Here is a 23,212-nt window from a genome sequence, read left to right as displayed (position 1 = left end):
ATCATGGAAGCGCATCCACATGAGTGTGACAGTCAGCGAGCGCCCGACATCTCGAGGGCAGAATCGGTGGGCGTTGAGGTGGGCAGGCCGCGCTCGTCGCCACCGTGCACACCACGGTCGGCAAAGAACCAGTACGAAACTCCGGCGAGAACGACGAGCGAGGCTGCACCAGAGGGGAGCGCCAGGGCGGCAGTGCTGCCGAATCGCTCACCGATGGCACCCGTGATGGCCGATCCGAGCGACTGTCCGACGATCACGGCGGAGCCAAGGATCGTCATGACTGTCGTCGAGCGTCCGGCCGGGCTGAGCGCGGACCCGATGCTGTATTGCGTCACGAGGGTGGGCCCCACGCCGACGCCGATGATGGCGAGTGCCATCACAAGGTGGGTGACCGACCCAGCGAACGGCAGCGTCATTGTGCCGGCGAGAATGAGCGAGGAGAAGACGAGCCAGCGCGCACGCAACGTGAACCTCGTGGGGAACAGGGCGACAGCGAGGGCGAGACCTGCGGAGCCCACGCCCATGACGCCGTAGACCAGACCGGCACGCTCGGGAGTTCCCTGGTCGTTCATGAAAGCAGTGAGCGACGTGAGCGTCGCGCCGAAGAAGAGCCCGACACCGAGGATCCCGACAACCACGGAGACGAGTCCGGGATGCGCCAAGCTGCGCAGGGGCGCGACCTCAGCCTTGCCGTCGTCTTCCCTGCTCTGCATCGTGCTCGTGGGGTGCAGAGCGAATGCCGTGACGAACATGATGGTGAGGACGCCGGCGGCCACGAGCGGCAGCCATGGCGCAACCATCGAGGCAAGCAACCCCACGAGGAATGGCCCGACGATAAACACCGTCTCGTCGGCGGCGGACTCGTACGCCATCGTCGAGTTGAAGCTACGAACCTTGCGCGCCGGCGCGAGCCGCTCGGAGATGATGCGAACAAGGCGCGTCCGCGACATCGGGCCGACCTGCGGCGCCGTCGTTCCGATGACGAAGGCGATGGCCAGAATGGCCGCGTTCGACATCGTGGAGTTCACCGCCCAGGCGAAACCTACGAGCAGGAGACCGTTGGTCACACCCGCCAGGAGCAGAACCACACGCTGGCCGAACCTGTCGGCTGAGGCACCGAGCAATGGCCCGACGACGGCGGTCCCGAGACCCACCATCGCTGAGGACAGACCAGCGAACGACAAGGAACCGCGGGCCGACACGACCGCAGTGAGGACACCGACGACCATCATCGCGAACGGCAACCGTGCAACGAACGCAATCGGGAAGTAGAACGTTCCTGTGTAATGGATGAGCGAGGTGGGCGACACCTCGGAAGGCTCTGCTCCGGACTGTGATTCGTGGGTGTTGTTCATAGCCTCTGCGGACGACCGCAGCCGGGGCTGCGATAGCTCTGGTGCCGCCGTCGTCCCGTCGGCAGGAGGCCGACAGCCGGTAGATACACGTTGACGAGTCTTATGGCAGACCGTGATCGGCGTGCCTGCTGTCAGTCAACCTACCAGCCATCGGTCTCTGGCGCGGGGCGCGGAGCACCACCGTGGCAGGGATCACTTGGTCGTCGGGGCCATTGAGCCTTGGCTAGTACCCCGGCTCAGGACACGAGGATGCCTGCACGTCCGAGCCGCCCAGCTCGACGCAGACAGCGCGATGCACGCCCACCGACTGGCCAGCAATCACCGGGGCCCACGAAGCGGTGGCGTGCCTTCATCGGTTCTTCGGCCGAGCTCACCGCCGCGGTACCGACGGAAGCTACCGATGGCGCGAAAAACCGTCGACGAACTCGGGCGGAACGCTGTTCGAGGCGTACGCCAGCCGCTACATGCCCGCACTCCAGCGTCTGCTAATGCAGGTGCGCCAGAGCTGTGGGGCTTTGGTCACCGGATCTGCGCTCTGTCCGCTGGACGACAGAAACAGCAGGCCAGCACCCCGTGCCAGCCTGCTGTTTCTCACCGCGAACTTCTTCTGGCCGCCCCTGCTGGGGTCAGACGACGGGGGTGCCCGGGGGCATGTCTCGCGCCGGGGTCAGGAGCACGCTCTCGGACTCGTCCGGGGTCTCAGCGCACAGCAACATCGCCTCCGACACCTCCCCGCGCATGCGCACCGGCTCCAGGTTGAGCAGGACCACGACGCTGCGTCCGGTCAGTTCTTCCACCGTGTAGTACGGGACCAGGCTGGTGACGCTCTGCACCGGTGAGTCGCGTCCCACATCGATCTGGACGATGTACAGCCGGTCAGCCTTCGGGTGCACGACCACCTCGACGACCCGGCCGACCACGAGCTCGAGCTTCTTGAAGTGAGCGAAGTCGATGAGGTCGCCGGTCATGCGCTGACCACCGTGTCGCCCTGCCCAACCGCTGCGTCCTGCGCGGCGTTTGCTGCGGACTGCTCGAAGGCGCTCGGGCGCAGCTCACGCTCGGCGGCCTCGGGGTCCTGGGCACGCAGGCGGCGGATATACCGCTGGTACCAGACCATGCCTGCTCCGAGGAAGACGACCACGCCACCGACGTTGTAGACGAGGGTGAGCCACAGGGCCTGGTCCTCGGGGAAGGTCGCGGCGACGAAGCAGATCGCGAACAGAATGACAAGGAACGACGCGATCGTCAGACCGAGGCGGCGACCACCCATGACGAAGCTGCGACCGGCCGCATCGTAGGTCTTGCGCAGCTTCCAGTACGCAATGAGGATGAGCGCCGGTGGCAGCAGCGCGGTGGCTGCGGTCATGTTGATGACGATCTTCAGGAGCGCATCCACCGAGGACCCAGCGCCCAGGGTCGGGATGACCAGGAGTGGCACGACGATGGCAAACTGCAGCCAGGCACCGCGCACCGGCACTCCCTGCTCGTTGAGTGCGACGAGCTTCTCGCCGAAGACTCCCTTGGGGATCTCCGAGAAGAAGATCTTCACCGGTGCAGAGGTCCAGATCATCAGGCCACCCAGGGTCGCGGCGAGCATGATCACTCCCACGATCCGGATCGTGAAGGACCCCGAGATGCCGAAGTGCTCGGCGGCCGCAGCCATGGTGACAAAGACGCCGTTCTCGTAGTTGACGTCATTCTTGTCGACGAACACGGCCATGAGCCACGTGCCGATCGTGTAGATGAGCCCGATGGTGATCCCCGCGATCACGATCGTGCGGACGAAGGCCTTGGCTCCCCCGCGCAGGTCGTTGAGGTAGACACCGATCGACTCGGCGCCACCGACCCCTTGGATGATCCAGGAGAGGGTCCCCAGGAACGCCCAGGTGGTCAGACCCGAGCTCGGGTCGAGCTTCATCCCGGCGATGGAGAGGTCGTTGGCCGCAGTGATCCCGCCGAACAGAGCGAGGACGGCCGCCACGATGAACACCAGCGCCATGGCAAGCATGAGCGTCGCCCCGAAGGACGTGACCTTCCCGATCCAGGCCGCGCCGTGGGTCGAGATCCACGTGGCGATGAAGAAGATGACGATCGAGATGACGGCGATCGCCCACGTCTCGACGTGCACACCCTTGCCGGCGATCATGTACGTCGCGTAGACGATGATGAGCGGCAGCAGGGAGATGAAGTAGAAGAGGTTGACGAACCAGTAGCAGAAGGCCGTGAAGAAGGCCCACCGTCCACCCAGCGACGACCTCACCCACTGGTATACCCCGGACTCGGAGTTCCGGTTGAGACTGACGAACTCAGCGATGATCAGGGTGAAGGGGATGAAGTAGATGATCGTCGCGATGAAGAAGGCCGGCGCTGCCAGCGTTCCGATCGCCACGTAGTTGTTGATGACATTGCGGAAGTTAAAAACTGCCGCGATGACCATCGTGAACAGGATGAAGCCACCGATATTCTTTCGTTCGGTCATGGTCGTGTCTCTCTGAAGAAGTCGTATGGGGGCGGGACTGCAGGAGGTCCGCCGCTACTTGTTGTGGAAGGTCGCACCCTCAACGGTGAGGCGGACCAAGAGAAGCTGTGCAGCTGGCTGGGCGGCGATCCGCCACGCGCCGTCGATCGGCACCGCGAGGATCTGGCCTTGTGAGAGAGTCAAGGACGGGTCGCCCCTTGAGCCCGGGCGGGTGAAGGTCTCCCGGTCGGACAGGTCGCCGTAGGCACCGGCGGGCACGAGCGAGGCCGCCGGTGCAAGTTCGACCTGCGCTGCGCCGTCGAGCACGTAGAACGCCGTCTGGTACCGACGGTGGCCCACGAAGGTCTCCGCGGCCAGGGAGGCTGCCGAGGTGCGCCAGTAGGTGAGCGAGTCACCGATCGAGTGCGCCACACCATCCTGGATCGACGCCGCATTCTCGATAGCCGCTGTCATCCGGTCCCACTTGGTCGTCCCGGCGTGGGCTGCGACGAACTCTTCCTTGGATGCGAAGAGGGGCATGATCAGGCCTCCGTCGGGGTGTCGGGGTGGGGATGCGCGCCGCGCGCAGCGCGCACGACGACGTTCGGGTCCATGTCGCCGGCGTTGAGCGGTGCCATGATGAAGGAGTAGCTGAACTCCTCGAACCGCACCCGGTAGGAGTCGAGCACCTCGGAGCCCCACGAGTTCGACCCGAGCCCGAGCAGGGCGTGGTCGATGTTCACGGTGAGCGCTGCCGGGTCCGCGACAAGGTCGGTGACGTGGCGCGCGGCATCGATCTGCTCGCTCGTGTACGGCCAGGCCGACCAGTTGAGCAGCGACTCCTGCGCAGCGAACACCAGGCCGCGCCCATGCCGGTCCTTGTGCATGGCCCATCGAACGTCTTGGTGGTTGCCGTAGTCCTGAGGAACGACGTAGGGCGTGACCATCTCCGCGACCGTCGTGGCATACCGGCCCACAACCTGCGAGGTCTGGGAGTCGGAGTAGTTCTCCCCCGGACCTCGCCCGTAGAACTCGACCTGGTCGCAGTCCACAGCCATGCCGAGATCGACGCCGATCTTGGGCACGATGTCGCGGTAGTCGCCGTAAGGTGCCCCTGACAGGGACAGCCGCGCTGCACCGTCGTCGAAGAGCTCCCAGCGGTAGGTGACCCGCATCCCGAAGTCGAGCACCGGAGGAGCCAGCGTGGTCTCGACCACGACTGTCACGGTGCCTTCGGCCCGCTCGACGCGGACGCTACGGGTGGACTCCTGCATGACCTGCAGGTGACGCGGGTGCCACAGCGCGTCGTACTCCTGCTGGTGGTTGTCGATGAGCGGCTTCCACATCTGGACCTTGGGCGAACGCACGACGAGGTCCCGTCCCGCTCCGCGCCACGTGAGCATCCGTCCGGTGAGTGTGTCGAAGGTCCACGTCGAGGAGGCCGCCGAGACCGTGAGTGTGTGGTCGGCCTCGATCACGGTGAGCGGGCGCCGCGGGAGCAGCGCCACCGGCGCGACCGAGGACCCGGCCGAGGCGTCTGTGGCGGGACCTGCAGCGAACTGGTAGACGCCGATCTGCGAGTGCGGAGCCGACCATGTGGTGGCACTGCGGCGCAGGACGACCACGGTCCGCAAGACCTCATGGCCCGGGGCAGCAGCCGCCGCAGGCACCTCGACGACGGCGTGCTCGCGGGGCGGGACCGGACCAGCGGGGACGGTCAGCGACCTCGTCACCACGCCGTCGACCAGGTCGGTGACCACAAGGTCGATGTCGGCGAGGGTGGTGAAGTAGAAGCCGTTGCGCACCAGCAGCCCGCCCTCGTCCGCCTCGATCTTCACGGGGCTGATGACCTGGGCGTACTCGGTCAGGCCCGGGCTTGCCTGCTGACCGGGGAAGACCATGCCATCGATGCAGAAGTTCGCGTTGTTCGGGTAGTCCCCGTAGTCGCCGCCATAGCGGTGGTAGACCCGCCCGTCGTCGGTGACCTCACGCAGGCCGTGGTCGCACCACTCCCAGACGAAGTGGCCCTGGATGGAGTCCCAGCGGTCGAAGACCTGCTGGTACTCCGAGAGCCCGCCGGGGCCGTTGCCCATGGAGTGCCCGTACTCGCAGAGGATACGCGGTTTGGGGTGGGGGTGCTCGCCGAAGTCGTTCATCTGGGAGACGCGGGAGTACATGGTCGAGATGACGTCGACGTCGCGGACGTCGCGGTCTTCCTCGTAGTGCACAGGCCGGGTGGGGTCGAGCTCCTTGCAGCGCTCGTACATCGCGGTGATGTTGCAGCCGTCACCCGACTCGTTGCCCAGCGACCACATGACGATGCTCGGGTGGTTGCGCTGAGCGAGCACGTGCCGTTCGATGCGGTCGACGTAGGTGGTGCGCCACGCCGGGTCGTCGGTGATCCGGCCGATCTCCCCGACGTTGGCGAAGCCGTGGGACTCGAGGTCCGTCTCGGCGACCACGAGGAGGCCGATCTCGTCACACATCTCATAGAACCGGGGGTCGTTGGCGTAGTGGGCGGTGCGGACAGCGTTGATGTTGTGGCGCTTCATCAGCTCCAGGTCGCGCCGGACCCGGTCCATGCCGACGGCGCGGCCGAACCGGTCGTCGTGGTCGTGCCGGTTGACCCCGTGCATGGCGAAATAGGAGCCGTTGAGCCACATGAGGCCGTCGCGGATGGTCAGGTCCCGGAAGCCGAAGCGTGCGCTGACGTGCTGGGTGGGACGTCCGGCGCCGTCGTGCACCTCGAGGTCGAGGCGGTACAGCGTGGGCACCTCGGGATTCCACCAGGACACCCCCGGGATCACCACGTCGATGTCGGCCTCGCCCTGGGGTGCGCCGGTCTCCCCGGAGGCGAGCGTCTGTGCGCCGTCCAGGCTGCGAACACGCCATCCGATGCGCGGCTGCCCGGCCTCGGAGGCGGCATCGGTCACCGTGAGGCCGACCGTGAGGTGCGCGGCGTCGTCCTGGGTCAGGGCGGTGCGGATGACGTAGTCGGCGAGGTGCACCGCGGGACGCTCGTAGACGTAGAGGTCGCGGAACACGCCCGAGGCCCACCACATGTCCTGGTCCTCGATGTACGTGGAGTCGGCGAACTGGAGCACCTTGAGCGTGACGAGGTTGTGGCCGTCGCGGGCGGCTGCGGTGATATTGAACTCGGCGGCGAGCCGGGAGCCCTTCGACCAGCCGACCTCCACGCCGTTGACATGCACCTCGACGTAGGCCTCGACGCCGTCCAAGCGCAGGATGCGTTCGGTGCCGACGACGTTCGGAGCGAGCTCGACGTCGAACTGGTACACCCCGGTGGGGTTGTCCGACGGAACGTGCGGGACGTCGATCGGGAAGGGATATCCCTCGTCGGTGTACTGGAGGTCGCCATAGCCGTCGAGCTGCCACAGGTGCGGGACGCTCACCGTGGCCCAGCCCTGCGCGAGGGTTCCCTCGTGCGTCACCGCCCGCTCGGCGAGGTCCGACGCCGTCACGCGGGCCGGGTGGTCGCTGTACCGGAAGCGGCACTCCCCGGACAGGGAGGTGAATCCCTGGGAGAGGCCACGCTGCCCGGTGGCCGCGGCCTCCGGAGTGTCGTAGCCGAAGAAATAGGCATGGCCAGGAAGCCGATTGGCACCCGTGTTGGCGGGGTCTTCCCACCGGAGCGTAGACACTCTCGTCACCTCGTCGTCGTTGTCGAGCAGTAGCAGACCCGGCTGACAGAATTCTGCGTTACCGGTAACTTCAAAGGCACGTTACCGGTAACTTCGCTGCCGTGCAAGGGCGCAGGCGAAGCCACCAACCGATTAGACTCACACCGTCCGCACAGATGCCCCGCACCCGACCGGGTGACGACCAAGGAGTGACGCCATGGCGGTCGCCCGCCCCAAGAAGGTGACGATCCGGGATGTGGCCGCTCACGCGGGCGTCTCGCACATGACGGTCTCCCGCGTCCTCAATGGAGCCACCACCGTCACCGCCGAGCGAGAACAGGCCGTGCGCCGCGCCATCGCCGAGACCGGCTTCACCGCCTCAGCCTCAGCTCGCCAGCTCGCGACCGGGACCGCCGAGGCCTACGCCGTCGTCCTCACCGAACCGATCGACGAGCTCCTCACCGACCCCACCTACGCCTCCGTGCTCAAGGGCATCACCGACGGGCTCGCCGCCACCTCCGTGGCGCCCGTCCTGTTTACGATGGCGACGAGCCAAGAGCGCGCTAAGGGACTGCGGATGTTCAAGCGGGGAACGATCGACGCCGTCATCCACATCTCCCCCTACGTCGACGACGGGATGCTCGATGAGCTCCAGGCCGCTCACATCCCCGTCGTGCTCTGCGGCCAGCTCGACGGGCGCCGCTACGAAGGCATCTTCTCCTCGGTGTACTCCGACGACGTCCTTGGGTCGAGCCTGGCAGCCGAGCACCTGCTGGCGCGCGGTGCTACCCGCATCGCCGCGATCATGGGCCCCGCCGACAACCCCGCGACCCCGGACCGCGTCGAAGGGCTCCGCCGGGTGCTCGCCGACCGCCTCCTTCCCCACGTCTCCTTCGTCGACTGGGACACGCCCGCCGGGTACAGCGCAGGCGTCGAACTCGCCACATCCGGTGTTAGTTTCGACGCCGTGGCCTGCGGCAACGACCGCATCGCCGTGGGTGTGCTGCAGGCGCTGCGTGAGCACAAGGTGCGTGTGCCCGAGGATGTCCTCGTGATCGGATTCGACGACCACCCGGTCGCGGCCCGGTCGACCCCCCAGCTCACCACGGTCCACCAGCACTTCAGGCAGCAGGGGGAGATCGCCGTCTCGCTCGCCGCCGAGATGGTCGCGGGCGGGCCGCCCCGGACGGTGCTGCTGACGCCGGAGGTCATCAAGCGGGAGAGCACCTGATCGAGGCCTTCCCCACGGTGTTGTCCCGGAAGCCGCGCGCCACCTTGGAATCAGCCGAGCGCTCCTCTGCCACATGATCGCCACCGCTGCCACCGCCCGCGGGCTGCAGATCGCCCAGCGCTCAACACTGCGCCGGGCTTGGGCCCGGGGCACTACCTGGGACGCGGTTCGACGCGATGAACAGCCACCCCACCGTCGGCGACCTCATGAACACCGCCGCCGTCCACCTCACCCGCGCCACCACCTCCCTCGCCGTCGCGCCCTTCGACACCCTCCCCCAGGCCCGCGCCTCGATCGCCGCATTCCGTTCGCGGGGCCACCGACCTGCTCCTCATGCACGCCGACAACACCACCGGCACGTTCCAGACGCTCTCCGCCGGCACCGTCGGGCAGGGCGGTCGGCAACTTCGCGGATATGAGAGCACAGCGTCCAAGTAGCCGCCGAGCCACGGCCTGGCACCGGCGTCATCAGCCCCGCTGGCGACGCCCGGCCAAGAATCGCTCAACCCGCTCCGAGCGCACGAAGCCAACAGGCACGATACGACCTTCGAGTTGCGCCGACGTCTTGGTCGACCGGATGGCGGACAGCTTCACGGCCTCCTTGTTCACCACGCGCCGCTCCACGACTCTCGCCACCTATCCGATCTCGGGCTTCTTGCCGCTCAACGCTACCCCTGGGAGGAATGCTTCCACCCGTCCACCGTGATCTGAGCAATCACGCGTGTGGTGGGCAATCGTGCAAGGGTCAGGCGCTCCAGGTTCCGTCGAGGAACGCGGTCGCTGCCTTGAGCACCTCGTCGCATCGTCCTTCTCGCAAGACGAGCAGCGGGGACTGTTCGCCGAGGACTGGGTTGCTGCCGACGAACCACGCTCGGGCGGTGCGTTCGTTCTCGCCGTCCGCCAGCATCTGCCACACCCGATGCGCCGCGCGCAACCGTTCAGAGGCCGACGCCGTCGGGGTGGTGGCCTTCATCCACCGGTACGGCGCCTTGGCGTCCTTCGAACCCGCCAGGACCGCGACAGCCGTAGCGCCCAGGTGGTTGACCAGTCTGCGTGCGACCTCGTGATCATCCAGGCGCGTCGTGCGCGCGTGGGCTTCGATTGCCGCGTCCATCGACATAGGTCTTCTCCCTCACCAGCAGGTCAAGGTCGACCTGCGCGTCCCAGGGTGCATGACCGCAAGCCCCGCAGTTCCACTGTAGATCACACCCCTATTACCACTTCTGCTACCACTGCGAGGGCGGACGTCGCCGAGCGCTGGTCGGGCTGAGGGCCATGGTGCCGGTGCGCTATGACCCCGAGCGCCAGCGTTGATCTGCGCATGCCACCGGCGCCGCCCACTCGTCAACGAAGACCACGATCGATGTCCCAACCGCTGGCATACCTTCTGGTATGAATTCGGCGCCGTCCACGACGGCGCGCCTGCCTCGTCAGCGCTCCCTGAGCTCACGGCAGCATGACGGCGGCGTCAAGCGATGCGACCGCGATCGTCGCTCCACGCCTGGCTCGTTACGTCCCAGGTGAGTCCTTCGGCACTGCCATCGAGGACCGGCCCGGCGAACGTGAGGCATGCGCTCAGAAGATCGCCGAAGCGTTCCAGCGTCGTCGCCTCCAGGCGTTGCTTTCGCCGCCAGGCGACCCATTGCGCTGGGCAAGGTCCGGCATCGCGGCCAGAAACGGGCCGAGCTGCTCAATCTCAACCTCGCGGTACTGGCGACCGCGTCAATCGCGGGGCGCAGATCCGCGTATCGAATTCGACGGGTGGCGGCAATCGCGGCGATGTCGACGAAGTCGCGCCAGCGGGTGTTCTGTTCCCCGCGATCAATGGCGGTGACGATCTTCTCGGCAAGCACCATGTGGTCGGGGTACCCGCGAAGGGCGAGCGTCGCTCCCAGCAGCAACGGCAGGATCGCTTCGGTGGGCGCCGGCCAGATCGGGTCGCCGAAGTTCACATCAACGTGCAACGCCACCAGGCCTGTCCCAAGCCGGGCGGTGACCTTGACGCGGACACCGGCGTAGTCCGCCGTGTCGCGGATGGGCTCACCGGCCACAGAGGCAGAATCGAGCACCAGCCCATCGCCCACATCGCGGTCGACAATCCTGCGGACAAACTGCTCGACCTCACCAACGTCGTTGGCGATGCCGGTCGCCGCGAGGTCGATGTCACGAGTCGGCCGCCTCGCGGCAAACGCTGCCATGAGCACACCACCTTTGAGCACAAAATCCTCAGCGTGCTCGGAGGTGGCGAGGCGGATCAGGAATCCTTCGAGCACATACAAGGTGATGTACTCACCCTGGTCGCGCCCCTCCCGGCGGGCGAGACTACGCAGATCGTTGTAAGCCCGCCCGGCAGGAGTGTCCCGCGTCGACACTGGCGGCGTCATAGCAGAACCTCCAGCGCCTGACGCAGAAGCGGCTGGGCCTTGGGAAAGGACGCAGCCACCTTCAGCAGGGTCGACGGCGAGCTCCCCCGGCGACGTATCCAATGACGCAACGCCTCATAGGCGACATCGCTGCCCTCGCGGTGCATGAGACGAAAGCAGTCCACGATGGTGCGCTCAGCCGAGTACACCGCGACCACCACACCGCCGGCGAGCTCGAGGGACTCTCGCCCGACCAGGAACGTCGCAGGTGCGAAGCTGTGCCAGGCCACGTGCGCGAACCCCGCCGGGTGACGCGTGCCACGCGGGAGCGCGATATCGGCGCCGAACACGATCGCGTCGCTCAGGTCATGGTGCACCAGCGCGCTCGTCAAACACATCGTCGCCTCACCACGCACCGCCGTCGCAGCAGCGAGCGAGACGAACGCCGGGTCGATCGCGTCGGGGCGCAGGTACACACCACGTCCTGCGCGTTCAATCTCACCGTCTGCGAGCATCCCGTAGACCTGATCCTTGCGCAGACCAGCCGCTCGGGCATCATCAAGGGTAAACACCGGTGCGAGACGAGTCACCATCACTTCCCCCCTTCTAAACGACTACACATTCAGCATACGTGTATGCGCTAGGGAAGACCAGGCCGCTCGGTGACGTCCCCCTCCCCCGGCAGGTTCCTGGTTGACTGCGGCGAGGCTGGTGCCACCCTGACTGCCAATCGAGATCGTTCCGTCGGCGCCGCCGATCCAGCGTCAGCCCTGGGCCCCACCTCGCCGCACCTTCGAGATCAACTCGCTGCTCCTGTCGCCCTATCGTGGCCGCAGCCCGGCTACAGCCCGGGATACGTTGCGTGTAGGTCGCCGTCGAACAGGCGCCAGCAGAAGTCGTTCATCCGGGCTGCAGCGGGAGCGCGCCGGGCAAGGACGCCCGCCACTGCCGCTGGCACGTCCTGCGGGATGTCACCCCGCGCGCACCGGCGCACGTAGGCATTGCGTGCAGCAAGACCATCGCTGGCTAGCAGCGGCACCTCACACGCCGTGGTGACCAGCCAGTTGACCAGTCGCATCGCCGCATAGTCGGCATCGTGGTTGACGTGGTGCGCGACGAAGTCCCGCTCGGCGTCAGACAGGTCGAACCGAGGCGATGTGGCCAGCCCGAAGTCGACGAGGTAGATCTGGTCACCGTCGGCCCGCATGTTGCCGAAGTGTCCGTCCATGTGCAGCACCTCTCGGCGACGCAGGAACGCCACGGCTTCGAAGAGCTGCTGCTCGAACGTCTCGGCGCTGCCCATCGGGTCGTCCAACCTGTCGACCAGTGGGTCGGGTATGTGCTCAAGAAAGAGCACAAGGCTGGAACGTGCGCCGGCCAGTTCCTCGAAGCGGGTCCGCACCGCCGGGTCGCCTCCGAACTGCTCTACGACCGCCTCGATGTCCCGGTGTTCGGCCGCGACGGGTGCGCGGCCCGGTAGCACCCGCCAGTGATGCAGCAGGGCGAAGGACTCGGACTCACCGCCGATGACTCCATCGCTGACGGTGATGTTCGCGGCCAACTCTCGCCACGCGCCGAAGCCCGGGCCAGCAAGGCGGTGCATGCCGTACTGGCAGGAGACCGGCAGGCCGAACATGTTCGCTGTGCTGTGCGGGTGCGCCAGTTCCCGATCGGTGATCGGAATCTGCTTGGCGAACACCGCGATGCCGTCGACGTCAAGAACTGAGGAGCCACCGCCCACGCCCACAGCGCTGGTAGGCCCAGCATGGAGGAATGCCTCCAGCTCGTCGTCGTCGCAGGCGGCGAGCGAAGCTGACACGAGGTCGTGACGGACACGTCGGGTGCTGAGCATCACGCCATTCTGCCCGCCCCTGGGGATCAGGGCACGGAAACGTTGTGTGAGCAGGTCAGGGTGGGTGTGATGTTGGTCCAGCCGGCCAGGCGCAGGATGCTGATGGCCGTGTTGCGGAGCATGACCATGACCTGGGGCGCATTGACAGTGCGGTCACCCACCACAAACCTGCAGTTCACAGTCCTACCAACCGACCTTTCCGGGCCTGCCTGTCACCTCCATCGGCGAATGACGAGCGACAGCCCTGCCGTGTACCCGACACCGGCGGTGGCGAGGTAGGAGCGGTAGGCGCGCCTGAGCAACGGCTGCGCCTTGTGCGAGACCACGGCAACGACCGCCCCCAGGGCCAGCGCCCGGGCACCCCGGGCACCGATGGCGTGCGCGGCGAGCGGGGCAATCGGGATATGCCGGCGTCCCGCCTCTGCGGCGTAGAGCTTGACAGGGATGCCGTTGAGCGCCTGCCGCCAGATCCCGGCGGCACCGACCGTCATGTGGTCGGCCACCGTGGTGCGCATCGCCGCCGTCGTCAGAGGCGCGGGCGGAGTGCGGTCGTGGCGGGCGCAGACAGCGGTGAAGATGACCCCGGCGACCGACCCGACGGCGAGCCATCCCGCTGCGGGGAGCACCTTACGTGGGTGTGCGGCGCCGAACACGGCAAGGAACATCTCCGCGGTCACTGGCCAGCTGATCGCTTCGGCAAATCCCCATGCGGCTGCGGCGGCCATCCCGGCCTTGGAGTCCATGAGGCGGTGCAGGGCGATCCACGCGGCGTCGTCGGCGGCGCTGGCCTCCCCGCGGGCGAGCAGGTCGGTGATCTGGTCGATCACGGGGCTCATGTCACCGTCCGTGAGGTCTTCCGGTTGGATCGGCTCGCCGAGCCGGACCTCGATCGGGCCCGCTGTGAACTTCCCATTCTTGGGCAGTAGAGCCTGCGTGCCGACGAGCGCGACGGGGAGCAGCGGCACGTCGAACTCCTTGGCGATCCGCAGCGCCCCGGTGTGGAAGTCACCGAGCTCACCGTCCAGGCTGCGGGTACCTTCGGGGAAGATGAGCAGGCTCGACCCGGTGCCGAGAACTTGTTGTGCGCCGTCGACCAGGCCGTCGTAGGCACCACCGGACCGGCTGACCGGGACCGCGCCGATCGCGATCCGCAGCAGCGCCCGGTGCCAGACGTCGGAGTACCAGTAGTCGTCGGCGGCGACGACAACGGGTTTGTACGGTGACGGGAACGCGGCGATGAGGGCCGGGGTGTCCGCGTGGGAGGAGTGGTTGGCGACGATCACCATGGCCTCGTACGGGGCGCTCCCCCGGACCCGGTACCCGCCCACCGCGGTGAACAGCTGACGCCACATTCCCCGGCGCAGCGCACCGGCGACATTCGGTCCCCGCGGGATGCCCACCCGGCGGCGCGCGCTCATGCGAGCACCGCCGCGAGGGGCAGGACGAGCAGCAGGGAGTCGACGCGGTCGAGGATGCCACCGAATCCGGGGAGCCAGCTCCCGGCGTCCTTGACGCCTGCTTGACGTTTGACCATGGATTCCAACAGGTCACCTCCTACGCTTCCGACAACAACAGCAACGATGAGCCCGACCGACAGGGAGCCGAGCAGGACAAGGACAATTACAGCTCCGAGGAGGGCGCCGACGACGCCGCCGACGGTCTTGCTCGGGCTCAGCGGGGACAGCGGTCGCCTGGCCCAGCCGAATCGGCGCAGCCCGTTGCCCCCGCACCACGCGGCGACGTCGGTGGCGGCCGCCGCGAAGCAGATGAGGTAGGCGTCCTCCCACACCAGGACGAGGTTGGACAGCGACCAGCAGATCCAGATGGAACCGAAGGCCGTGATCGCACCGCGCCGGACCCCGTCCGTGGAGTCCGCGCTCAGGAGCGCCGGTGCCGCGCAGAGCAGGGCGATCAGCGGGACCAGGGCGAGCAGCCCCGGGTCGAGCCAGGCGGCCACCGGGTATCCAACGGCGAGCGCGAACAGGATCCACGTCTCGGGCCTGGGGAGCGCGGCGAGCTTGGCGAACTCCCGGACCGCTTGGAGTCCGATCAGGGCGACGAGCGCGGCGGTGGGTCCGGGGCCGAGCCAGATGGGCACGCCGATGATCGGCAGGATGCATGCCCAGGTGGTCCAGCGGCGTCGGAGCTCGGGCTTCCCCGAGAGGAAGACGGGGACCGCGGCGACGACGATGAGGGCGACCGAGACGAGCAGGAAGAAGACTGCCCGCCCCTCGAGCACGAGGTGCCACGGCCCCACGGGGATGTTGATGACGAAACCGGACCGGTCCAGCCCGAACCAGTCGGCGAGAGGGTCGGCGTCGATCCCGAGGAAGTTCACCGGTCCCCGGCGGGATGGGCGACGGGGGCGGGGGCGTCGAGCAGGCGGTGGATCGTGCGCAGTCGCACGAGCATGGTCACCACCGACCCGACGACGATCAAGGCGCTGACCGCGGGTATCCAGGCGGGCACCGCGGTCGCGACGACGACGACGGCGCAACGTTCGGTCTTGCCGAACGGTCCGCCGTTGAGCCGTGGTGCACCGGCGCCGGCTCCGGACAGGGAAGTGAAGGTCGGCAGGGTGGCGCACACGGCGGCGATCAGCACCCACCCGGTCGCCCAGCCGGTTCCCCAACCGAGATCCAAAGTCCGTTCCGCGAGCACGACCAGCCCGGCGAACATGGCGAGATCGCCGGCCCGGTCACCGAGCTCGTTGAGGACAAACCCCCACGGCCGGCTCACACCCCGGGCACGGGCGACGGCGCCGTCGAGGTTGGCCCCGGCCAGTCGTCCGGCGAGCAGGACGAGGGCGAGGATCCAGTTGCCGTAGGCGATGGCCACGCCCGCGCCGAGCGCGCTGACCGCACCGACCGCGGTGAACACGTCGGGTGAGAGCCCCCGTGCGACCGCGACGCGAATGATGGAGGTCAACCGGCGGGTGTACCAGGGCTTGAGTGCATAGAGACCGCGCATTCGCGCAATCTACCCGGAACGACGGCCGGCGCATCGCCACGATCCACAGAATCGTGCCGGTCTGCCTCATAGGGAGGCGTCGGACGCTCACGACCCGCCGACGGCGGACCCATATTGTCGCCGGTGACCCCATTTGTAGGTCCATACGAAGACCAAAACGGAAAACGGCCACCCTGGTGTCATAGCCTCGTAGCAACAGTGCTGGTCAGCGAGGGGTACGTGTGTGAGACGCAGGATGATGACGGCGGCGGATCGGGAGCCGACCGCAGGTGGGCAAGATCGCCGGCGACGAGGTCCTGCAGGCCCGCGTTCTGGCGGATGAGCCGGTCACGGACCCTGCGTCAGATCGCGGGCCGGTTGCTTCTTGACTCGACCGACACCAGTGTTGACACGGTGAGTCATTCCCCTGCTGCTGGCCGGTTCTTTGGGCGCGCAGTACAGGCATCGGAAACTACACCGGCCCGTGACCGAGATCTCCAGGTCGCATAGTGGTCGGCGCCTGGCGTCCAGGACCGTCCACGCCTTAGATGGACTGTCGATAGCCGAAGAACTCATGGTCATTGTTATACCCGCCCAGGCCCCCGCCAACGTCCGAGAAGTGCTCGACGAATTCGATTCCCTTGATCCACTTGACGAGTTTGAAGCCGAGCTGGACTTCGTTGCGCAGGCGGAGCGGGGCGCCGTGACCGAACGACAGCGTGTCGTCGTTCATGTCATAGGCGAGCATCGTGAGCTCGTAGCTCATTTGCTCAATCGGCTGCGCGTCATAGTAGATTCCGCCATCCGGCCCGACGGCGTATGAATAGAAGATCACCCATTTGGCCTCCGGCCTGGGTTTGACGACATCGAGGATCGATTGCATCGATACTCCGCCCCATTTGGCGATACCAGACCAGCCCTGAATGCAGAAATGCTGGGTGATCTGCTCATGATTCGGCAGCGCCCGCAACTGTTCCAGGCTCAGTTCAACCGGGTTTTCGACGAGGCCGTTGATGCGGAGCTTGTAGTCGGCGAAGCTACCTGCCTCGAGTTGCTTGTACTCCTCAGTTTCGGGGTACTTGCCGTTGTGCCAGAAGTAGGGGGAGATATCCTTCTCGGAGTACTGGCCCGGCTTTGAGTCGAGGTGTTCGAACAGTCGCTGCGCCGGGCCGATCAGCGCGTAGCCGACCTTCTGCACTACCCGCGGATGCCGGTACGTGAACGGGGTGGCCGCTACCCAGCCGACGATGACGACGACCATGGAGGCGGCGAAGATCGAGAAGCCCACCCACGAGTCGTCGTCCCGCGCCGCATACATGTGGTTCAGATTGCGAAGGGCTCCGGTCGTCAGCACCAGGGTCACGTGGATGACGATGAACATGACGAACCAGCACAGCACGAGGAAGTGCAGTGACCGGGCGAGCTGGATGCTGAACACCGAACTGATCCGGCGGAACCGGGTAGACAGTGCCGGGGACATCCCCAGCCCGGTTATCAGAGCCGCCGGCGCTGCGATGAACACGGTGATGAAGTAGGCGATGACTTGCAAGCTGTTGTAGTTGACCCATCCGTTCTCCACCGGCCAGTCCAAAGAGAGGTACTGGATCGCAACCGAAATGGAGTTCGGAATCACGTCCCAGCTCATCGGGACCAGACGCATCCACTGGCCGGTCGTGAAAATCAGGATGTAGAAGATGATCCCGTTGAGCAGCCAGAGTGTATCGACACCGAGATGCCACCATCGGGCGAGGCCGATGGAGTGCCGGCGGCCAGGCAGCCCAACACCGTCCGGCAGGGTGATCGAGTCCTGCTTCGCCGTGTACAGCGGGTCAGACGGCACCGGCTTCTGCATACGGAACCAGTCTTTTCCTGGGGTGGAGTGCCTGGTCCAGTAGAACCTGGGATGGTCAGCGATGATCGTGACGCCGGACCGGATGATGAAGATCATCAGGAACAGGTTGAGGAAGTGCTGCCAGCCGACCCAAGCGGGGAAGCCGACCGGTGCGTTGTCCGGCAGTTCGGATTCGCCGGGATACTGGTGTATGAAGTCTGCGACAGCTGGGAGCTCGCGGATTCCCTTGGCGACGGCAATGCCGATGATCAGGAGGAGCAGGCCGATCGGAATCAGCCACAGCAGGTTGAACCACTTGCTCCGGCCGATCCGCACGCGTGGTGCGACACCGTATTGGGCGGGAACTCCCCCGGCCCAATGCTCATCGACGACGGTGTAGTGCGTGCTGTCGAGTTCCGACCGGAAACTCAACTTCGCTCCGTCTGGCCCAACGTCCGGCGCCGGCACATGATGGTCCTTCGATGAAGAGTCCATGCCCAAAGCCTAGCGCCCGGCATCAATCGGGGCGAGGAAAGCGGCACTTCACACATGAGGGTGGAGCAGGCGGCGGCGCGTCGTTCGCTGGATAGGGGTCGAAGTCTCCCGATGATGAGAGTTCCTACACAGCCCATCTGGAAGACCTCGACATGTCTGACGCTACCTTCACCCCAGAGTCCCCGGAAAGGTCGTGTTTTAGCAGTTCGAGACGCAATTGATGGCTCTATCGGGGTAGCGAGCGTGGTGGCGTAGGTCGGCGGCGATGCTGGTCCAGCCGGCCAGATGCGGGATGCTGAGGGCCGTGTTGCGGAGCGAGGCCATCACGTGAGGGCGTTGGCGGCTATTCAACCAACTTGCCCACGACGCTTTCCTCGGTCGATACCATCAGTTGCTCGATCTCCGGTGGCGTCTCCGCCACGGGCTCCTGGGTGAGCCCGTCGGTCAGCGACCACACCATGTTCACTTTCAGCGCCGGGTCAAGCTTGAGGTAGTCGGAGCGGTTGTGGGCGCCGCGGGTCTCCCGGCGTGCCAGCGCGGATTCGAGGGTCGCCCGGGCGGCTATCAGGGAGCCTTTCAGGTCGAGTGCGTGGGCGAGGTCGTCGAAACCGGCGATATCCGGGTGCACGGCGAGGTCGGGTAACCGTGCCTCGACGGCGTCGAGCTTGGCGAGGCCGTTCTGTAGCCCTTCCTCGTTTCTGATGACCCCGGCGTGTTCGCTCATGAGGTCGCGGATGGCGCGCTGCATGCTGCGGACGTTGTCGAAACCGCGGCTGGCCAAAAGCGTGTCGATTTCTCCCTTCGCCTCGCCGACGGCTTCGGTACTGCGGGTCTGGGCTTCCAGGCCGCGGGAGTACGACGCCGCAGCGTGTCCCACGATGCGACCATAAACGAGCAGTTCCGCGAGGGAATTGCCGCCGAGCCGGTTGGCGCCGTGGGTTCCTGAACTCGCCTCGCCGATCGCGTAGAGCCCGGCCACGTCTGTGCCGTGGTCTTCGGGCCGGACCCAGACGCCGCCCATCGAGTAATGGGCCGTCGGTGCGATCTCGATCGGATCCTTCGTGATGTCGAGCATCTGGAGGTCGAGCATGTTGCGGTACACGCGCGGTAGCCGGGTCAGGATGACGTCCCGGTCGAGATGGGTCAGATCCAGCAGCACCCCGCCCCTCGGTGTGCCGCGGCCCTCGCTGATTTCGGTCGAAATCGCCAGCGCGACCCTGTCGCGGGTGGAAAGCTCCATCCGTTCCGGATCGTAGCGGGACATGAACCGCTCACCCAAGGCGTTACGGAGAATGCCCCCTTCGCCGCGCGCCGCCTCGGAGATGAGCAGGCCGGCAGCGTCCGCCGGTTCCATGATTCCCGACGGATGGAACTGCACCAGTTCGACATCCCTGAGCCGCGCTCCGGCAAGGGCGGCCAGACGGAAGGTATCTCCGGTGTTCTCGTCCCGGCGGGATGTTGTCTGCCGCCAGATTCTGGTGTGGCCGCCGGTGGCCAGGATGACTGCATCGGCGTGGATGACGACTCTCGACCCGTCGACGATGTCGAACCCGTAGGCGCCGAAAATATGGTTGTCTGCGACCAGGAGGCGGGAGATGTAGACGGTGTCGATTATGGGAACGTCGAGCGTCTCGGCCCGTCGCAGCAGTGTGCGTTGTATCTCCAGTCCCGTGTAGTCGCCAACGAAGCAGGTTCGGCGATACTTGTGGGCGCCGAAGAAGCGTTGGGAGATGCGTCCGTCCGCTTCACGGGCGAATGGCATGCCCCACGCTTCGAGCTCGCGGATGCCTTCCGGTGCGTTCTTCGCCATGATCTCGACGATTCGTGGGTCTGCGAGATTGTACGACTCCTTGATGGTGTCGGCGGCATGCTGCTGCCAGGAGTCCTCCGGGTCCATCGTGCCGAGGGCGGCGTTGATACCGCCAGCGGCGAGAGTGGTGTGGGCGTCGTGCTTGCGGCGTTTGCCCACCGCGAGCACGTCAACCCCTTGCTGGCGGAGTTCAATGGCCGCGCGCAGCCCCGCACCGCCTGTGCCAATGACGAGAACGGAAGTAGAGATAATGCGTTCGGTCATTTCCTGTCCTTCAATTCGTTTCTGACATTTCAGTCCTGGAGCAAATGCTAGACAGCGATGCGCCTATCGGTTCACGGTCGGAACGGAACGTCCTTATGAATGGGCCACCGATGTCGAAGAAGTGCCTCGTGGCAGATCCGAGGGTTGGGGAGCGGTTACAGCACGATTGGACGCGGTGGCCTGCACGGTCGCCGGGTCAACGCTCGGGGTCGGCTCAACCGGTGGATCGGTGTCGCCAGAGGTGGGGTGGCTGGTTCCGACGTCGACGTCGTCGTGCGGAAGGTGAGCTCGACGTCGTCGTGCCCACAGTCGGTGTGGGCGATGCCGCTCCTCCCCCGCACGCGGCTCGCAGCGACGCCAAGGTCGCCGCGAGCGCGACGACCTTGAACCTTGCGTACCTCTGTCCGTGTCTCATGGGCGACCTCGCGCTCCCATCCGGATCGACGTTGTCCAAGCGGTACCCCTGGCCTTGACCGCTGACTTCATTGCACTCCTCACGCGAGGTTTGCGATACCGGAGAGGTTCCTCGCTGAGCCGCCCGCGCGCCGCACCATGCTCTGGACCGTTCATCACCTCAGGTGAGGCTCGTTCGGTCATCCATCTCCTTGGCACGAATGATTCCATCATCTGCGTACTCAAGGTCCCGCTCGGGGGCCGGCTTCCCCCCGGTCACTGCCAGGGGAACAACGTCTCTTGCCACCCCACCCTGACGCGTAGGGCCCGGGCCGCCGGGAAGCTGCCAGCGAGACGTCCGGCGACCTGCTTGCCCCTTATCAAGGTCGGCGCGGTCACGTCCCACCTTCAGGATGTGGCTCGGTATCAAACTCGCCGATCCTCTGGCCAGCGCAGTTGCTACAGCCGCCCGCCGTAGGTCGTCTGCCAGCCGGCTGGTCCGTTGGTGATGTACCCGGAACGGTGGAGTGCGCAGAGGATCTGCTCGACATCGTCGAGGGTCCACGAACGGCCCGGTACTGGCGAACTACGAGATCCCCGTATTGAGCTTGAGGCGCCTTGCGGTCGTCGCGGCGGCCGCCGAGATCGTGACCGTGGTGGGTCTGACTCGAAGAGATCTCGACGCCCACTCCGCTCTGGTGTCGCCTTCTTTGACGATGCGACCTTGTGGTGGAGTCATCGCTCAAGGTAGAGGCGTTCTGCCTCCACGCCGTGGGTCTGCCTCGCCGCGCCGGGCGGCCTCAAGCTCAGCGATAAGACTCTGAGCATCGTAGGCGCCGATGTGGCGCTGCGTGCCCACAAAGAAGGTCGGGGTGCCGCGGGCACCACTGGCCTCGGCGTCAGCCACGTCTTCCCTGATGCGTGCGGCGTGGCGCTGTTCGTCGACGTCGCGGAGGAACTCTTCGACGTCGAGACCCAGGCGTCCGGCGTACCCAGCCAAGTCCTCGAGCTCAAGCTGGTCCTGACGGGCGAAGAGCAGGTCATGCATCTCCCAGAACCGCCCCTGCGCGGCGGCGGCCTCCGCGCCCGCGGCGGCCAGCTCCGCATGCGGGTGCACATCGGGCAGCGGCAGGTGACGGAAGACGTACCGCAAATCCTCACCGAAGTGCTCCCGCACCTCCTTGGTCACCCCGGTGGCGCGCGCACAGAAGGGACACTCGAAGTCCGCGAATTCCACCAGCGTCAACGGCGCCGAGGCAGGGCCGCGCAGGTGATCCCGATCCGGATCCACGGGGCGGGCGAGGGTCCTCGGCAGTCCAGCCGAGGTCTCACCATGCAGGATCGCAGCCAACCGGAACACCAACCAACCCAGTGCGGTAGCCATGACGAGGGCCAGCAGGACGCCGACGGTCGCCTGATCCTGGAGTTCCGGCGAATCGAAGGCGAGACCGATGATGAGCAGCGCCACAGTAAACCCGATCCCGGACAAGGCGCCGCCGGCCAACACCTGACCCGGACCGACGCCCTGCGGAAGCCGGCCTAGGCCGAGTTTGGCTCCGCCAAGGGAAAAAAGGCCGATGCCCAGGAACTTGCCACCCACCAGTCCCACAACCACGGCCCACGTCATCGGTGAAACCAATGCTTCAGCGAGAACTCCACCGCGAAGGTCGACCCCCGCGTTGGCCAGCGCAAAAACCGGCACGATCACGTAGCTGACCCAGGGGTGCAGCACCAGCTGTATCCGCTCATTCACGGATACCGCACGGACGAGCGCGTCTTTCGCGGACCGTCCCACCTCAGCCATCGGCGACTGCCGAAACGCCCGGAACAGGGTGGCTGCCCCCTCCACCGCCTCCCGGCGGGGAGCGAAGGCAGGGATGAGCAGGCCGGCTATCATCCCAGCGATCGAGGCGTGCATGCCGGAGGCGACCGTCGCCACCCACACCATGATCGTGACGAGCACATACGGCCACGTCCGCCATACGCCAGCCCGCCCCAAGACCACCAGCACCGCGATCCCGACCGCCGCAACTATCAGCGCGGAGATATCGATGGAGTCGGAGTACACGACGCCGATGACCGTTACAGCCACGATGTCATCAACGACCGTCAGGCTCAGGAGGAAGACCCGCAGTTGCGTCGAGACGGCGGGCCCGACCAACGCCAGGACGCCCAACAGGAATGCCGTGTCGGTGCCGATCACGATGCCCCAACCACGCGCGGTCTCGCCTCCTGGGGCAATCCTGAAGCGCCCCAGGTTTGATGCCGCTCCTGTTTGAGTCCAGGAGAATGAGCACCATGCCCAAGAAGATCGACGAAGAACTGAAGGCCCGTGCCGTGAGGTTGGTCACCGAGCATCGCGGGGAGTACCAGAACTTGACCGCGGCCTCGTTCGCGGTGGCCAAGCAGCTGGGGGTGAGCCGGGAGTCGGTGCGCCGGTGGGTCGCCCAGGCGGACGTCGATGCCGGCGGGCGTCCCGGGGTGACCAGCGATGAGCTGGAGGAGATCAAGCGCCTCAAGGCCGAGAACCGGCGCCTGCGTGAGGACGTGGCGATCTTGAAGGCTGCGAC

The 23,212-nt window shown here is 66.3% G+C and carries 19 protein-coding genes; 2 read left to right on the top strand and 17 right to left on the bottom strand.

All coding sequences use genetic code 11. From position 1 onward, the window contains the following. Positions 1-32: 32 nt before the first annotated feature. The 5 genes from BLQ50_RS17460 to BLQ50_RS17440 form a co-directional block, all read right to left on the bottom strand. Complete coding sequence (locus BLQ50_RS17460; protein ID WP_245701348.1) at positions 33-1,310, bottom strand: MFS transporter; 1,278 nt, start codon at positions 1,308-1,310, stop codon at positions 33-35. A gap of 671 nt (positions 1,311-1,981) precedes the next feature. Beyond that, on the bottom strand, positions 1,982-2,323 hold the full coding sequence (locus tag BLQ50_RS17455; RefSeq protein WP_093186575.1) for a tRNA-binding protein: 342 nt from the start codon (positions 2,321-2,323) through the stop codon (positions 1,982-1,984). Beyond that, entirely contained in the window at positions 2,320-3,834 is a 1,515-nt protein-coding gene (locus BLQ50_RS17450) for an amino acid permease (RefSeq protein WP_093186573.1), read from the bottom strand. Before BLQ50_RS17450 ends, BLQ50_RS17455 begins: the two co-directional genes overlap by 4 nt. Positions 3,835-3,888: 54 nt before the next feature. Next, positions 3,889-4,353: a NanQ anomerase/TabA/YiaL family protein gene (locus BLQ50_RS17445; RefSeq protein ID WP_093186570.1), complete on the bottom strand. Its 465-nt coding sequence runs from the start codon at positions 4,351-4,353 to the stop codon at positions 3,889-3,891. Positions 4,354-4,355: 2 nt separating this feature from the next. Next, entirely contained in the window at positions 4,356-7,475 is a 3,120-nt protein-coding gene (locus BLQ50_RS17440; protein ID WP_093186568.1) for a glycoside hydrolase family 2 TIM barrel-domain containing protein, read from the bottom strand. Between the two features lie 196 nt (positions 7,476-7,671). Here BLQ50_RS17440 and BLQ50_RS17435 point away from each other — a divergent pair, with 196 nt between their 5' ends. Further along, positions 7,672-8,685, top strand: coding sequence for a LacI family DNA-binding transcriptional regulator (locus BLQ50_RS17435; RefSeq protein WP_093186565.1), 1,014 nt, complete (start codon positions 7,672-7,674; stop codon positions 8,683-8,685). Between the two features lie 468 nt (positions 8,686-9,153). Here BLQ50_RS17435 and BLQ50_RS18730 read toward each other — a convergent pair whose 3' ends face one another. The 12 genes from BLQ50_RS18730 to BLQ50_RS17375 form a co-directional block, all read right to left on the bottom strand. Continuing rightward, on the bottom strand, positions 9,154-9,297 hold the full coding sequence (locus BLQ50_RS18730; RefSeq protein WP_175559182.1) for a hypothetical protein: 144 nt from the start codon (positions 9,295-9,297) through the stop codon (positions 9,154-9,156). A 133-nt stretch (positions 9,298-9,430) separates the two neighbouring features. Further along, entirely contained in the window at positions 9,431-9,799 is a 369-nt protein-coding gene (locus BLQ50_RS17430) for a hypothetical protein (protein WP_245701347.1), read from the bottom strand. A gap of 316 nt (positions 9,800-10,115) precedes the next feature. Beyond that, the gene (locus BLQ50_RS17425; RefSeq protein WP_217629204.1) at positions 10,116-11,069 is read right to left on the bottom strand and encodes a nucleotidyl transferase AbiEii/AbiGii toxin family protein; all 954 of its coding nucleotides are present in this window, start codon (positions 11,067-11,069) and stop codon (positions 10,116-10,118) included. Beyond that, positions 11,066-11,641 (bottom strand): type IV toxin-antitoxin system AbiEi family antitoxin domain-containing protein, encoded by a 576-nt coding sequence (locus tag BLQ50_RS17420; protein WP_093186559.1) that lies wholly within the window; start codon positions 11,639-11,641, stop codon positions 11,066-11,068. The genes BLQ50_RS17425 and BLQ50_RS17420 overlap by 4 nt, the downstream gene beginning before the upstream one ends. Positions 11,642-11,889: 248 nt before the next feature. Then, positions 11,890-12,747 carry a BUD32 family EKC/KEOPS complex subunit gene (locus BLQ50_RS17415; RefSeq protein WP_245701346.1) on the bottom strand — a complete coding sequence of 286 codons (858 nt, stop codon included), beginning with the start codon at positions 12,745-12,747 and terminating at the stop codon, positions 11,890-11,892. Positions 12,748-12,926: 179 nt separating this feature from the next. Beyond that, a complete protein-coding gene (locus BLQ50_RS19245; protein ID WP_281181336.1) occupies positions 12,927-13,061 on the bottom strand; it encodes a hypothetical protein in 135 nt (44 codons plus the stop codon). A 51-nt stretch (positions 13,062-13,112) separates the two neighbouring features. Beyond that, a complete protein-coding gene (locus tag BLQ50_RS17410; protein WP_093186554.1) occupies positions 13,113-14,318 on the bottom strand; it encodes a lysophospholipid acyltransferase family protein in 1,206 nt (401 codons plus the stop codon). After that, positions 14,315-15,238 (bottom strand): phosphatidate cytidylyltransferase, encoded by a 924-nt coding sequence (locus BLQ50_RS17405; RefSeq protein ID WP_093186552.1) that lies wholly within the window; start codon positions 15,236-15,238, stop codon positions 14,315-14,317. The genes BLQ50_RS17410 and BLQ50_RS17405 overlap by 4 nt, the downstream gene beginning before the upstream one ends. Continuing rightward, positions 15,235-15,870, bottom strand: a complete 636-nt coding sequence (locus BLQ50_RS17400; RefSeq protein WP_093186549.1) for a CDP-alcohol phosphatidyltransferase family protein — start codon at positions 15,868-15,870, stop codon at positions 15,235-15,237. Before BLQ50_RS17400 ends, BLQ50_RS17405 begins: the two co-directional genes overlap by 4 nt. Before the next feature lie 523 nt (positions 15,871-16,393). Then, on the bottom strand, positions 16,394-18,175 hold the full coding sequence (locus BLQ50_RS17390; RefSeq protein ID WP_093186543.1) for a molybdopterin-dependent oxidoreductase: 1,782 nt from the start codon (positions 18,173-18,175) through the stop codon (positions 16,394-16,396). 343 nt (positions 18,176-18,518) lie between these two features. After that, positions 18,519-20,249: an FAD-binding protein gene (locus BLQ50_RS17380; protein WP_093186541.1), complete on the bottom strand. Its 1,731-nt coding sequence runs from the start codon at positions 20,247-20,249 to the stop codon at positions 18,519-18,521. Positions 20,250-21,384: 1,135 nt separating this feature from the next. Next, positions 21,385-22,884, bottom strand: coding sequence for a Na+/H+ antiporter NhaA (locus tag BLQ50_RS17375; RefSeq protein WP_281181338.1), 1,500 nt, complete (start codon positions 22,882-22,884; stop codon positions 21,385-21,387). A 56-nt stretch (positions 22,885-22,940) separates the two neighbouring features. On the opposite strand from BLQ50_RS17375, the gene BLQ50_RS17370 reads away from it, so the two are divergent. After that, positions 22,941-23,212, top strand: a 272-nt coding sequence (locus tag BLQ50_RS17370; RefSeq protein WP_175559183.1) for a transposase, incomplete at its 3' end; no start/stop codon positions are given.

This window comes from Sanguibacter gelidistatuariae, assembly GCF_900096585.1.
Lineage (GTDB): Bacteria > Actinomycetota > Actinomycetes > Actinomycetales > Cellulomonadaceae > Sanguibacter > Sanguibacter gelidistatuariae.
The sequence above is the reverse complement of the archived record's forward strand: the minus strand, read 5'-3'. Positions and strand labels throughout refer to the sequence as shown.